The 13,481-nt window shown below is 68.3% G+C and carries 12 protein-coding genes; 4 read left to right on the top strand and 8 right to left on the bottom strand.

Translation table 11 applies throughout. The annotated features are described in order from the left end of the window. Positions 1–9: 9 nt before the first annotated feature. The 5 genes from Q4V64_RS27955 to Q4V64_RS27935 form a co-directional block, all read right to left on the bottom strand. Positions 10–804, bottom strand: coding sequence for a response regulator transcription factor (locus Q4V64_RS27955; protein ID WP_253267405.1), 795 nt, complete (start codon positions 802–804; stop codon positions 10–12). Positions 805–860: 56 nt separating this feature from the next. After that, a complete protein-coding gene (pstB, locus tag Q4V64_RS27950) occupies positions 861–1,712 on the bottom strand; it encodes a phosphate ABC transporter ATP-binding protein PstB (protein WP_124444644.1) in 852 nt (283 codons plus the stop codon). 62 nt (positions 1,713–1,774) lie between these two features. After that, positions 1,775–2,680 (bottom strand): phosphate ABC transporter permease PstA, encoded by a 906-nt coding sequence (pstA, locus tag Q4V64_RS27945; protein ID WP_124444645.1) that lies wholly within the window; start codon positions 2,678–2,680, stop codon positions 1,775–1,777. Continuing rightward, positions 2,677–3,543 carry a phosphate ABC transporter permease subunit PstC gene (pstC, locus tag Q4V64_RS27940; protein ID WP_253267406.1) on the bottom strand — a complete coding sequence of 289 codons (867 nt, stop codon included), beginning with the start codon at positions 3,541–3,543 and terminating at the stop codon, positions 2,677–2,679. Before pstC ends, pstA begins: the two co-directional genes overlap by 4 nt. 77 nt (positions 3,544–3,620) lie before the next feature. Continuing rightward, a complete protein-coding gene (locus tag Q4V64_RS27935; protein ID WP_253267407.1) occupies positions 3,621–4,592 on the bottom strand; it encodes a PstS family phosphate ABC transporter substrate-binding protein in 972 nt (323 codons plus the stop codon). Between the two features lie 352 nt (positions 4,593–4,944). Between Q4V64_RS27935 and Q4V64_RS27930 the strand changes: the two genes are divergently transcribed. Both Q4V64_RS27930 and Q4V64_RS27925 read left to right on the top strand, forming a co-directional pair. Then, positions 4,945–7,002: a PhoX family phosphatase gene (locus tag Q4V64_RS27930; RefSeq protein ID WP_253267408.1), complete on the top strand. Its 2,058-nt coding sequence runs from the start codon at positions 4,945–4,947 to the stop codon at positions 7,000–7,002. Positions 7,003–7,194: 192 nt separating this feature from the next. Then, positions 7,195–7,536 (top strand): hypothetical protein, encoded by a 342-nt coding sequence (locus Q4V64_RS27925; protein WP_124444649.1) that lies wholly within the window; start codon positions 7,195–7,197, stop codon positions 7,534–7,536. Positions 7,537–7,617: 81 nt separating this feature from the next. On the opposite strand, the gene Q4V64_RS27920 is transcribed toward Q4V64_RS27925, so the two are convergent. Both Q4V64_RS27920 and Q4V64_RS27915 read right to left on the bottom strand, forming a co-directional pair. After that, a complete protein-coding gene (locus Q4V64_RS27920) occupies positions 7,618–9,162 on the bottom strand; it encodes a substrate-binding domain-containing protein (RefSeq protein ID WP_124444650.1) in 1,545 nt (514 codons plus the stop codon). A gap of 223 nt (positions 9,163–9,385) precedes the next feature. Then, on the bottom strand, positions 9,386–11,716 hold the full coding sequence (locus Q4V64_RS27915; RefSeq protein ID WP_124444651.1) for an ATP/GTP-binding protein: 2,331 nt from the start codon (positions 11,714–11,716) through the stop codon (positions 9,386–9,388). A 190-nt stretch (positions 11,717–11,906) separates the two neighbouring features. Here Q4V64_RS27915 and Q4V64_RS27910 point away from each other — a divergent pair, with 190 nt between their 5' ends. Next, positions 11,907–12,053: a hypothetical protein gene (locus Q4V64_RS27910; RefSeq protein WP_172629542.1), complete on the top strand. Its 147-nt coding sequence runs from the start codon at positions 11,907–11,909 to the stop codon at positions 12,051–12,053. Between the two features lie 50 nt (positions 12,054–12,103). Here the strand turns inward: Q4V64_RS27910 and Q4V64_RS27905 are convergent, their stop codons facing one another. Continuing rightward, complete coding sequence (locus Q4V64_RS27905; protein ID WP_124444652.1) at positions 12,104–12,805, bottom strand: restriction endonuclease; 702 nt, start codon at positions 12,803–12,805, stop codon at positions 12,104–12,106. Between the two features lie 286 nt (positions 12,806–13,091). On the opposite strand from Q4V64_RS27905, the gene Q4V64_RS27900 reads away from it, so the two are divergent. Then, positions 13,092–13,427, top strand: coding sequence for a hypothetical protein (locus Q4V64_RS27900; protein ID WP_253267409.1), 336 nt, complete (start codon positions 13,092–13,094; stop codon positions 13,425–13,427). Positions 13,428–13,481 lie beyond the last annotated feature (54 nt).

Here is a 13,481-nt window from a genome sequence, read left to right as displayed (position 1 = left end):
CCCGTCACCTCATGCCGTGGGCGTCTGAGTGGCCGACGATTCCGCGTCCGACCCCTTGGAGCATGACGAACCGCACTCCAGCCGGTAACCCATGCCGCGAATCGCGTCGATGGTGCAGCGGCTTCCCCCCTCGTCCCGCAGCTTGTTGCGCACCCGGCGGATGTGCACCGTGAGGGTGTTGCTGTCCAGGGAGTCGACGCCCCACAGCGCCTGGGTCAGCTCACGGCGGGTGATGAGCTTGTTGGGGCGCTCCATGAAGTAGCGCAGCAGCAGGAATTCACGGACCGGCAACTGCAGCGAGCGGCCCCGGACATAGACGTGAAAGCCCGCCGGATCAAGCTCGATGTCACCGACCACGAGGGGCGCGGCCGAGCCGTCGCCCTCGTCCCGGCCGGACCTGAGGAGCGGAGTGATCTCCTCGATCCGGTACGGGCGGGCGACGAAGGCGATCGCGCCGGCCGCCACCGCCGCCGTCGCCTCCGCCGCCCCGTCGGGCCCGGCTCCCACCAGGACCGGCACCGGGTGGAGCCGGGCGATCAGCTCGGTGACCCGGGCGGCGTCCACCACCGGCAGCGGGGCCCCGAGCAGGACAGCGCGCGGTCGCCAAGCACCGGCCTGCAGCAAAGCCTCGGCTCCGTCGTGGCAGACGAGGGTGCGGATGCCCGCGCCCTCGAAACGAGCGAAAGCCTTGGCGGCGAGCTCCTTGTCGGGCTCGACCAACAGCAGGTCGGGGCTCGTGCCGTCGTCTGAGCCGCCGGAACCGCCGGCTGCGGTCCCCGGTGGCGGGTGGGCCTCGGGTGTCACCCGTAGTACTCCTTCACGTGTAGCGCGCAAAGGGGCGGACGTCGGACTGGGCATCATCAGCCGAAGCGGCCGGAGATGTAGTCCTCGGTGCGCTGGTCGGAGGGGTTGGAGAAGATGCGCTCGGTCTCGTCGTACTCGACGAGGCGGCCGTGGCGTACGCCCTTGTCGTCGACGTCCGCGGTGAAGAAGGCCGTACGGTGCGAAACGCGCGCGGCCTGCTGCATGTTGTGCGTGACGATGACGATCGTGAACTCCTGGGAGAGGTGCTCCATCAGGTCCTCGATCTTGGCGGTGGCGATCGGGTCCAGGGCCGAGCAGGGCTCGTCCATCAGGATCACCTCGGGCTTGACCGCGATGGTGCGGGCGATGCACAGCCGCTGCTGCTGACCGCCGGACAGTGCCAGGGCGGAGGTCTTGAGCTTGTCCTTGACCTCGTCCCAGAGGGCCGCGTGGGTGAGCGTCTCTTCGACCAGGTCGTCGAGGTTGCCCTTGAAGCCGCCCACCCGGGGCCCGTACGCGATGTTGTCGTAGATCGACTTGGGGAACGGGTTGGGCTTCTGGAAGACCATGCCGATCCGCCGGCGCACCTCTATGGGGTCGACGTCCCGGCCGTACAGGTCCTCGGTGTGGTAGTGGATCTTGCCGGCCACGCGCGCGGTCGGGATGAGGTCGTTCATCCGGTTGAAGCAGCGCAGCACGGTGGACTTGCCGCAGCCGGACGGGCCGATCATCGCGGTGATCTGCCGGTCGCCGATGGTCATGTTGACGTCGCGGACGGCCTCGTGGTCGCCGTAGAACACCGACAGGCCGCCGACCTCGAAGACCGGGCTGGCCAGGGACGGCGCCTCGCGATAGTTGACCTGCGGGGCCTTGGTGCCGCCGCGTACGGCGTCGTCGGAAGAGGACATGGCGGTCTCCTGCACAGCGGTAACTGGAGTCTCGGGGGAGCTGGTTGTGTCGTCCACGGCGGTCACCACCGGCGGCTGTAGCGGTTGCGGAGCCAGATCGCGGCGGCGTTCATCACCAGCAGGATCCCGAGCAGCAGGATGATCGCTGCGGCGGCCAGGTGGTGGAACTCCTCGCGGGACTGGCTGATCCAGTTGTAGATCTGGACCGGGAGCACGGTGTACGAGCTCTGCAGACCCTCGGGGTTGAACATGACGAAGGTGACCGCGCCGAGCATGATCACGGGCGCCGCCTCACCGATCGCCCGGGACAGCGCGAGGATCGACCCGGTGGCCATGCCCGGCACCGCGGCGGGCAGCACCTGGCGCCAGATGGTCTGCCACTGGGTGGCGCCCAGGGCGAGGGATGCGTGCCGGATGGACTGCGGTACGGCCCGGATCGCCTCCCGCGAAGCGATGATCACGACCGGGAGCACCAGCAGGGACAGCGTCAGCGCGGCGGTGAGGACCGTGGTGCCCAGCCCGAACTGGCGGGCCAGCAGGCCGAGTCCGAGGATGCCGTAGATGATCGACGGGACCGCGGCGAGGTTCTGGATGTTGAGCTCGATCAGCCGGTTGTACCAGCGGTTGGGGTCGGCGTACTCCTCCAGGTAGATCGCCGCCATGATGCCGGTGGGCAGGCAGAACAGGGCGGTGAAGGAGATGACCCAGATCGTGCCGTAGATCGCGGACTGGGCGCCGGCGTTCTCCGGGCGGCGGATGGAGGGGAAGTTGTTCCACAGCCGGGAGTCCAGGCGCGGCCACGCCTCGACGAGGACGTAGGTCAGCAGCGAGATCAGGAAGATGATGCCGACGGCGAGGCAGGCGAGCAGCAGCCAGCGGAACAGGCTCTCGCCCGGCCGGAACCGGGGCCCGGCCAGGGTTCCGCGGCCGGGCGCCGCTGACGGCTTGTCCAGGACGGGGGCGGTCATTCGTACACCTCCCGGTACTTGCGCACCAGCCGGATGCTGATCAGGTTCATCACGAAGGTCGCCAGGAACAGCAGCGCGCCCACGGCGAAGATGGTGTTGTACGAGATCGAGCCCACCGGCACGTCGCCGGAGGCGGCACGCGCGATGAACGCGGTCATGGTCTCCATCTCGCCCAGTGGCCGGATGGTGAACTCGGAGCTCACGCCCGCCGCGATGAGCACGATCATGGTCTCGCCGACGGCCCGGGAGATACCGAGAACGCAGGCGGCGACGATGCCGGACAGGGCGGCGGGGACGACTACGCGGACGGAGACCGTGCGCTTGCCCGAGCCGAGCGCGAAGGCACCCTCGCGCAGAGCGTGCGGCACCGCGGACAGCGCGTCCTCGGTGAGCGAGGCGATGGTCGGCACGATCATCACGCCCATCACCAGACCCGCCGCCAGGCCGTTGCGGACGTCGGGCGTCCAGCCGCTGGGAAAGATGTCCTTCAGCAAGGGCGTGATGAAGGCCAGCGCGAAGAAGCCGTAGACCACGGTGGGGATCCCGGCGAGGACCTCCAGGCTGGGCTTGAGCCACTTACGGAGAGTCGGGTTGGCGTACTCGCTGAGGTAGATCGCCGCACCGAGGCCGACGGGCACGGCGATGATCAGGGCGATGCCGGTGATCACCAGGGTGGCGGCCACCAGCGGGAGCACGCCGAAGTGCTTGTCGGCGAACAGCGGCGTCCACTCCGTGCCGGTGAAGAACTCGGACAGGCTGACCGTCCGGAAGAAGTCCACGGCCGGGGGGATCAGCGAGATGACGATCCCCACTGTGGTGGCCACCGAGACCAGGGCGGCGGTCAGCAGCAGCCCCTTGATCACGGCTTCGCCGTAACGCGGACGAGTCCGCCGCAGGGACCGAACACCGGCCCCCGCAGCGGACTGAGGAGCGGAGCCGCTCACTTGGTGGCTGCCTTCAGCTTGTCCAGGGCTGTCTGAAGCTCCTTCTCCTGCTCGGCGTTGAGCGGGATGAACTTGGCGTCCTCGGCGATCTTCTTGTTGTTCTCGACGTAGTACTCGACGAAGTCGACCACCTCGGGCCGCTCCAGCGCCTTGGCCGAGGGGTAGATGAACAGCTCCCGGCTCAGCGGCTTGTACGAGCCGTCCTGCACCGTCTCCACGCTCGGGGTGACGCAGCCGTCGCCACCGTCGATCTGGACGAGCTTCAGCTTGTCCGCGTTCTCCTCGAAGTAGGAGAAGCCGAAGTAGCCCAGTCCGCCCTTGGTCCCGGACACACCGGTCACGGTGACGTTGTCGTCCTCGCTGCCGCTGTAGTCGGTGCGCGAGGCGCCCTCCTCACCGTTGATGGCGTCGGTGAAGTAGTCGAAGGTGCCGGAGTCGGTGCCCGCCCCGAACAGCTTCAGCGGCTCGTCGGGGAACTTGGGGTCGACCTGGTTCCAGTTGTTCACCTTCGAGCCGGGCTCCCAGATCTTCTTGAGCTGCGCGACGGTGAGGCAGTCCGCCCAGTCGTTGTCCTTGCTGACCACGACGGACAGACCGTCGTTGGCGATGGCGAACTGCTCGTACTTGATGCTGTTCTCTTCGCAGGTCTTGATCTCCTCGTCCTTGATCGGACGGGAGGCGTCGGAGATGTCGGTCTCGCCGACGCAGAACTTCTTGAAACCACCACCGGTACCCGAGGTGGCGACGGTGACCCGCACCTTCGGCTGCTCCTCGGCGTAGAACTCCGAGGCGGCACTGGTCAGCGGGGCGACGGTGCTGGAGCCGTCGACCTTGACCGTGCCCGACAGCTCATCGCCACTGCCGCCCGAGCCGGCGTCACCGCCGCCACACGCGCTCGCAGCCAGCATCACAGCAGCCGTCAGAGCCAGGGGAGCCTTGGCCCGGCGCAACGAAGTGGAAATGTTCACGTCTCTCGATCCTCGTGTCTGCCGGGTGCTCCGGCGGTGGACCGGTGCGCTGGGCGCTCCGTTCGGACACCTGGATCGAAGTCCGACTATATGAACGGACGGTGTACGGGTAGCCCATCTTGCATGAACTATAGTCATTCATCTATATAGATCGATCTTGTTTTAAATGACGGGAGGCGCTTCGGAAGCAGAGGGCCAACTCGCTGAGCCGGGAGGGGAGAACGAGGTCAGAGTTCGACGGGAGTTCACCGTTCGGCCGCCTCTACGCGCACAGAGCGCGCCTAGCGTCATGCATCGACACCCACCTATACACCGGTGGCATCGCGCTCGTCCCCGAATGCGTGGAGGAAAAGTGCCCGATCAGCCCGGCGCCCGTACCGGCCGCCCCGCCGACCTGCCCCTGCTGCCCGCCGCCCACAACACCGCGCGGTCTGCCCTGACCTGCCGGTACCGGTGCGGCGACGCCTGCTCCCACGACGCGCCCAACCGCTCGCTCAACCCGTACTTCGGTGACATCGTGCAGCGAGCCCTGTCCCGCAGAGGCGCGCTGAAAGGCGGCGCCGTACTGGCACTGGCCGCCGGCGGCGCCACACTCGCGACCTCCTCCCCCACCGCGGCGGCCGCGCCCGCTTCCGGATGGCGCCCGCCGCGCGGCCTGGACTTCGAGCCCGTCGCGCCGAACACCGCCGACGCCCTGACCGTCCCCGACGGCTACGCCCAGCAGGTCGTCATCCGCTGGGGCGACCCGGTCCTCGCCGGCGCTCCCCGCTTCGACGCACGCAAGCAGAGCGCCAAGGCCCAGGCGAAGCAGTTCGGATACAACGCCGACTACATGGCCCTGCTCGACATACCGCACCGGCGGGGGCAGAAGGTGCTCGTGGTGAACCACGAGTACACCAGCGAACAGATCATGCACTTCGGGTACGACCCGGCCAACCCGACCCGCGAGCAGGCCGAGATCGCCTGGGCCGCGCACGGGCTGACCGTCCTCGTCGTACGGGAAGACGGCCGCTCCGGCCGCCTGTGGCCGGTCGTCGGCGACGTCCTCAACCGCCGGATCACCGCCACCACCCCGTTCGCCTTCACCGGACCGGCCGCGGGCAGCGACCTGCTCAAGACCACCGCCGACCCGACGGGCCGTCGCGTCCTGGGCACGCTCAACAACTGCGGCGGCGGCATCACCCCGTGGGGCACGGTGCTCTCCGGCGAGGAGAACTTCAACCAGTACTTCGCGAACGCCGCCGCGGTCACCGACCCCGTCGCCAAGGCCCGCCTGGCCCGCTACGGCCTGCCCGCCGGGGCCAGCGAGCGCAAGTGGGAGCTCTTCGACGACCGCTTCGACATCGGCAAGGAGCTCAACGAGCCGAACCGGCACGGCTGGGTGGTGGAGATCGACCCGTACGACCCGACCTCGACTCCCCGCAAACGCACGGCGCTGGGCCGCTTCAAGCACGAGGCCGCCGAGCCCCGCCTGACCGCCGACGGCCGCGTCGCCCTCTATATGGGCGACGACGAACGCTTCGACTACCTCTACAAGTACGTCTCCAAGCACGCGTACAAGAAGGGCACCAGCCGCGCCACCCGCGAGCACAACATGCGCCTGCTCGACGAAGGCACCCTGTACGTCGCGAAGTTCACCGGCGACAGCCCGGCCGCCGAGATCGACGGCACCGGAAAGCTGCCGAGCGATGGGGAGTTCGACGGCGGCGGTGAGTGGATCCCGCTCGCGTCGGGCTCGGTTTCGCACGTGCCGGGCATGACGGCGGAGGAGGTGTACGTCTTCACGCGCCTGGCCGCCGACAAGGTGGGCGCCACGAAGATGGACCGCCCCGAGGACGTCGAGCCCCACCCGTACACCGGCCGCGTGTACGTCGCCCTCACCAACAACAAGGACCGCGGCGCCACCGGCAAGGCCGGCCCCGACGAGGCCAACCCCCGCACCGGCAACAAGCACGGCCACATCCTGGAGCTGGAGGAGCGCCGGGGCGACGCGGCCTCGAAGTCCTTCGCCTGGCGCCTGATGCTGGTGTGCGGCGACCCCGACGACCCCTCGACGTACTTCGCCGGCTTCGACAAGAACCAGGTCAGCCCCGTCTCCTGCCCCGACAACGTCGCCTTCGACGCCCACGGCAACCTGTGGATCGCCACCGACGGCAACGCCCTCGGCACCAACGACGGCCTGTTCGCGGTGCCGGTCAAGGGCACCGAGCGCGGGCACGTGCAGCAGTTCCTGACCGTGCCCAAGGGCGCCGAGTGCTGCGGCCCGATCATCACCGAGGACCGCATCCTGGTCGCACCCCAGCACCCGGGCGAGACCGATGGCGCGACGGCCGAGAAGCCGGGGTCCGTGTGGCCCGACGGACCGGGCAGCATCCCGCGGCCGTCCGTGGTCGCGGTATGGAAGAACTAGTACCGCCGACAACCGCGCCGGTCCGGCCCGCAGAGTCCTCGATGGCCTAGGTCCGGACCGGCCGGTCTGGCCGGTCTGGCCGGTCGTGGGAAGCCACGGCGCGCTCCCGCGGCTCTGGCGTCAGAAGACCGGCTGCCCTCTGCCGCCTGTCGACCGAGAGCGCCACGATCACCAGGCCACCGGGAGGGAAGCGTGGCGAACGTCTGGATCCTGAGGCAGAGCGACAAAGCACACAAAGGCGAGAAGACGGCCAGACTGATCCGCGCGGACGCCATCACGGATGTCAGCACAACCATCGGTACCCGGGTGGTGGTGGCGGACAAGGCGTCGCAGGAGACCGTCGTGGTGGCTGACTGGCAGGACGGCAAGCAGCACGGCCAGCCTCCCCTACCGCCCAACTTCCACATTGAGCTGATGGCCAGACTTGGCGCGCTGCGCAAGCAGGCCGCCAACAACGAAGACGACCTGGTCCTCATCGCCGAGATCCGCGACCGCCAGTGGGTGTGGGCGTCCTACAAGTTCGACGAGCTGTAGGGCTCGCGGCCACGCGCCTCGTACCCGAAGCCCCCGGGAACTCCACCCCGGGAGCTTCTCTGCGGGTGATACGCCGACGGGTCACCGCCCGCCGCAGAGCCGCAGGCCCTCCGGGCTGAGACACGGGAAGTGCCCCTGGTCGCGTACGACGTCCTGCCCGGCGCCGCGAGTCACGTAGTTGATGAAGCTCACGGAGAGAGAGTCGGCTGGCGGGCGGCCGTAGGTGTAGGCGTACTCGATCTCCCGATAGGGGTAGTCGCTGGTGCCGAGGGTTTCGATGGATGCCGTCTGCCCGTCGATGCTCAGCGAGTGCCGGCCCTTCGTGGCGGCGGCGGAACGCGGTTCGCTGTAACCGATCGCGCCGGACAGGCGGGCCACCGTGCTCAGCACCTGTGCTGTGCTGTCGAGTTCGCAGCGGATGACCGTGGCGTTGGTGTCGTCCTTGGTACGGCAGTCGCGGGAGGAGTTGGCGGGCTCGTTGCTCTCCAGAACCTGCCGCTGGAAGACCTCACGGGTACCCGAATTGGCGTCGCGGCTGACCAGGAGGATGGGCATGTTCGGGCCGTCCACGTCCTGCCAGTTGCGGATCTCGCCCCGGTAGATCTTCCGCACCTCGTCCAGGCTCAGATCCCTCACCGTGACCCGGTCGTTCACCACCAGGGTGAAGACGGAGACCGCGACGGGGTTCTCCCGGAGTTCGGGGTAGCCGTTCGGCTTGCGGCCGTCGGAGAAGGCGATGACGGACGGGGAGCCTCCGGACGAGGCCGCCTCGGCGCCCGCCGTGTCCAGTGCCCGGATCCCGGCGGTACTGCCGTGCGGCTCCACCTTGATGTCCGAGCCGGGGCATGCCTTCTCGTAACTTTCGCCAAGTTTCTCCGCAGCCGGGGCGAAGGCGGTGGATCCGGTGACGGTCAGGGTTCCCTTGGCGCAGCCGATGGGCGGGGGCGGGGGTACGTCGTCGTTGCGTATGACGATTATGGACGCGAGGGTGATGACGCACGCGGTGAACAGAACCGTGATCAGTCGGGCCGGGCGGCTGAAGAGAGGCGGCTTGTCGTCGGCGGTCATCCCCCGGTTGGGCTTCACCTCGCCGTCCCGGATCCCGCCGATCACCCTGACGTCACAGCCGACCCCGCCACCGGTCAGTAGCGCCAGCACCTTGAAATGCTGGCCCTTGTTGAGGGGAACCTTCGGCAGGTACAAGGTGCCGCCGTCGTGGCGCAGGCCCGCGACCGGGGTGAAGTGCTCCATCAGATGGACGGCGTCCAAGGGCTGGGTGACAGCGATGCCCCGGATGGTGCGGTCGGCGAAGACGGCGGTGAGACCGTGTCGTTCACGGCTGGTGTAGTCCTCGCCGGCGATGCCCACGGAGCCGTCGTTCTCGATGCGCAGCAGGACGAGGGTGGCGTCGGACAGGTCGGAGAACTCGTCGAACAGGCCGAACCGTACGTTGGGCCGTCCGCCGTTGCGAGCGTCGCTTCCGATCGGGGTGTCCATCTGGACGCGGAAGCCGATGCGTTTGCGGCGCGGAACCCGGCGCTCGTACCAGACGACGGCGACGGACGCCGCGAGGCCGAGTACCGCCGTGCCCACCGCCACCAGGTTCTCGGCGTTCAGCCATTCCACGAGTCCGCCCCCGCACCCTCGCTCGCCGCACGTGCCATACGTGTGTCCGCACACCGTATGGAGCCGGGGCGCGTGCGCCGGGCGCTTTCGCCGTAGCGTCGGCGCCTGGTGGACAGATGTTCGCCTGGCGTTCGCGGGGGCCACAGGGGCAACCCGCGACATCGCCCCCGAGTGCCGCCCAAACAGCAGGGACGAGCGATCTGCCGGTGGCGGGCGCCCTCGCCTAGGTGGGCCTGCTCCGGCGGCGGGGACGAGTGGGGTCCGGGAGCCAGAAGGCCCGGGACATGACCTTCTGCTCGTGTTTGGTCTGCTCTCGCGTCAGCTGTTCCTTGAACCGTCGTCCGTACGCCTTGAGGGCCTCGGTAGTGAGTCTTTCAGCAATCGTGCCCAGTCCGGCCGACTGCAGGGCGCCAACCAGGGCCGCCTGATCGGCGAGAGAACGCGCGCGGACCATGTGGTCCACGACCCGTCGCAGCACGCGTTCGACTCGCAGCCCGACCCCGCCGGCCGAGTCGAGCCGCTTGGCCAGCAGGACGACATTGAGGACCGGGCAATCGACGTACCTGTCGTGGATGACTGCGTCGAGATGACCAATGAGCGAGGCTGATTCGAGGGCCAGCATCAGGGATGCCAGGGTCGCCACCTCCATGTCGCCGGCATACCGGCACAGGACCTCCTGGCTGGCGTAGCGCGATCCGGATCCGGCGAGGGCCGCGAGGAAGAGGCCCGCCTGTCCGACGAGTTCGTCGTGCACCGTACAACGGAAGATGACCTCGGCAGGCTGGGACAGTCCGTGGTGCTCCAGCCAGGTGAGCAGTGCGGCGGCCTCAGCGGGCGTGAGGACCCTGGCCGCCGTCCGCATGATCGCCTCTGGGCCCGGAGCCATACCGCCCAGATTTTCCAGCAGCTTCGCGATCTGGCCCACCGGTCTCATCCGCACGATCAGAACCAGCAGGTTCGCCGCGAACTGATGGCGTCCTGTCATATGGAGCTCGCTGATCAGGACGGCGACATCATCGACGGGACGGCACTCCGCGGCCCGGGACACCACCAACCAGGCTCGGTTGTCCCGGAGGGTTTGGACGAGCGGGATCAGATGCCCGACGCTGCGGTTCTGGGTCTGGGCGAAGACAGTCTCGGCATCCTGCTCCAGCCCGTGGCGGGTCAGCGAGCGAATGAACTCGGCCACGTCCGACGCGGACCGTCCGGCTGCCGCCGCCAGTTGGAGGGCATCGGCGTACCGGGCCAGGCCCACGTCACGCAGCGTGATGCTCAGCGTTACCAGGTCAGACACCGATCGCTGAGCGGCAGCGGCGGCCATAGCGGCGACCACCGAGTCGTCGAGTTCGCCGCTCCTCAGCGTGAGGGTCACAGACACCAAGTCGGGGACCGGACGGACCACGGCTGCGGCTCCCAGAAGGCCCTCGGCATGCTGGGGGAGCCCGGCCCGGTGCAGCGCGAGGGCGAAGTCGGCCACATCCTCAGGCTGGTGAAACTTCACCGACGCCTGCACCAGGATCAGTACGTATTCTTCGAGGCCCTCTCGGAACAGTTCCCGGGCCAAGGCGCTGGTGTCGTCGACCGAGCGCACCATCACCATGGCGGGCAACGCAGTCTGAGCGTGCGCGTCGAACCCTGCCTGCCGCAGCGCGGACAGGAGACCCGCCACCTCCTCGATGGTGCGCGACTGGCTGGCCGACCTCACCAGCTCACTTGCCATGGCCTTCCGAGTACGCAACTCCAGGTCCCCCACGGCCCTCACCAGCTCGGGCACCGAGGACCTGCGGTCGGCCTCCTCCAGCATCACCATGATCGAGGGAGGTCCATCGTCCTCCTGCCCATCCCCGCCCAGCTCCTGGAGGGTTTCGAGCCTGGTCTCCAACCGGTGGCACCGATCCTCGGCAGCGATCAGTTCGGCGCGAGTGACCGCCAGTGCCTCCTGCAAGTAGATGACCTGCTCCTGCAGGTCGCCGCTTTCTTCCTGCAGCCGCGCATACTCGCCCTGCCACAGCTCTACTTCGCCCCGGTGAGCGAGACGCTGTTCTTCCAGCTGCGTCTCCAGGTTCCGGCACCGACCCCGCACCTTCGCCAGACGGCCCTCCCGGTCCAGCAGCGCCTCCTCCAGAGCCCTCTGCCGAGTCGTGATGCGCCGGGTCTCCTCGTCGGCTTCGGCCAGCTTGTCCTGCAGTGCCTGCACCTCGCTGCTGTGCTGGTTGCTCTTCAGTGCCGCCCGGTGCAGATCCCGCAGGGCCGCCTCCGCCTCGGGGGTAAGGGGAGCCTGGGCCTCCTGGACGTCCGCGATGACGCCTGCGACGAATTCCCACGGCGGGACCCGCTCACCGTTGAGGTAGCGGGTCACGGAACTCGGGTTGAGGAACCGGCGTGCCGCATAGCGCCGCACGCTGATCCCGAGCACGAGAAAGATCCGGCGCAGGTCCTCAGCCAACGCCCGCTTCTCCGTGGCCAAGCCGTCCTTCAGCGGGGCCAGATTTACCGGCCGAGCTGGGGCGGCCACAGCCGCCTCACCAGGGGTGCGCACCTGTCCGTCGTACATCCCGCCAGTATTGCGGCATTCCAACTCCCCTTAAGACAAAGAGGCGTTGCCATCTGGGACGGCAACACTCACAAGTGCTGCCACTGCGAACGGCAACACCCGCAACCGTCTTCGGCACTCGCCTCCTGTCGACGATGGGCCACGATCGGTCCCAGGGCGCACGCGCCGATCGTGAGCGAGAGGAAAAACCATGACCATGACCGACGACGCCAAGCGGCCGCGTGCCGCCCGGGCTTCCTTCTGGCGCCGTCTCACCCGTCAGGCGGCTCTCGGCGCCGCTGGTGCTGCCGGTTCGGGGGTGGTGAGTCTGCTGGTGTGGTGGCTGCGAGGCGGCTAGCCCGATTCTGTAGGCGCGTGAACCGGCCTCGTTCTCCGAAGGGGCCGGGATCACTTCCCGTACGCCCGCTTCCAGCGCACTCGGTGACGGGAGTCGCCCTGCCCCTGGCCGTTCACCTCACTCAGAGCCAGCAGGGAGGCCCCGTTGTTCCACAGCCCGAGGTGGTCCCGGTGCACGGCGAGGATTCCGTGCTGCACCGCAAACTCCTCAGAGGGGCGGCTGAACCGCGTGGTGGTGACGAACACGGCCAGGTCCGCCCCGAAGTGCACCTTGGCACCCAGCAGATCGCGTAGTTCACGGCTCGCGATCGTGCTGGTCGGCGTGTAGCGCTTGCACTGGATCACCACGCTCCGGCCGTCCGGAAGCCGCCCCACGACATCGGCGCCGTTGTCGTTCGCACCGCCCACCCGCCGGACCTCGGTGCACCCGTCCCGTCGGCAGAGACTTGCGACCAGTTCCTCGAACTCGGTACCGGTCATCGCGTCGACCTCGGCGAGTGTCCGGTGACCGTTCCTCACCGCCTCTTCCTGCCGCCAGACACGGTCCCGCCCACGTACGAGCCGGTCCGTACGCCACAGCCACCACCCTGTCGCTGCGACACCGCCGAGGACCAAAGCCCCCGTGACGTACGGCCACACCACCGACCAGAACACCACCAGCAGAACCAACGCCACGCCACCGCCGACCGCGACCGACTTCAGTCGCGCCGCCCGCCTGCGGCGAGCAGCCGCACCCCGTCCACGCCTAGCCATGATCGAAGCCCCTCCCCCACAGGTCCGTGTACGGAAGTCTGAGCAGCCCGAGACAGCGCGAGAAGGGCGCAAGTCGGCCACGGCCGGATCGGATAGCCAGGTGGGGCGCCGTGGACCTGGTGACGGTGAACGACGCGTCCGTCTTGGGACGTCAACGGCAGGGGACTCCGTCGCTCTTTCCACTCCACGGAGGCCGACTGCGTCACGACACTCGCGGGGTGGCCGACACGACAACCTACCCACCTGGCGGGCCCGGATCATCGTCAAGAGACGCATCGACACACTCATGCACTTCGAGGAACAGCTGCCGCACGACGACTTCCTGATCTTCATCGTTGCCCCTCAACTCGGCACGCACGACGACCACTTCGGCATGCCGAGGTGGCCTGCCTGTGTGGAAGCGGCGATCCGTCGCCTGCGCGGCGAGGACGAGGAGTTCTTCCGTAAGCGCAGCGATGTGATGCAGCGCATCGGCCCGGCACCGGACACGGTCGCCTCGGACCTGGAGACGACGGAAAGGGCGCTGCTGAACGCCCCCTGGGAACTGGGCGCCGAGGTTCTCGACTGGTTCGCCTGGAACCCAATCCTGAGAGTGCCTCGTCCATCGCCTCCGGCGTGCTGAAGCACCCCGGGGCAACAAGCGATCAGTGCCCCTTCTCTCAGGTCACCAAAAATG

It is taken from the genome of Streptomyces sp. NL15-2K (genome assembly GCF_030551255.1).
Lineage (GTDB): Bacteria > Actinomycetota > Actinomycetes > Streptomycetales > Streptomycetaceae > Streptomyces.
This window is presented reverse-complemented; position numbering and strand designations above follow the sequence as displayed.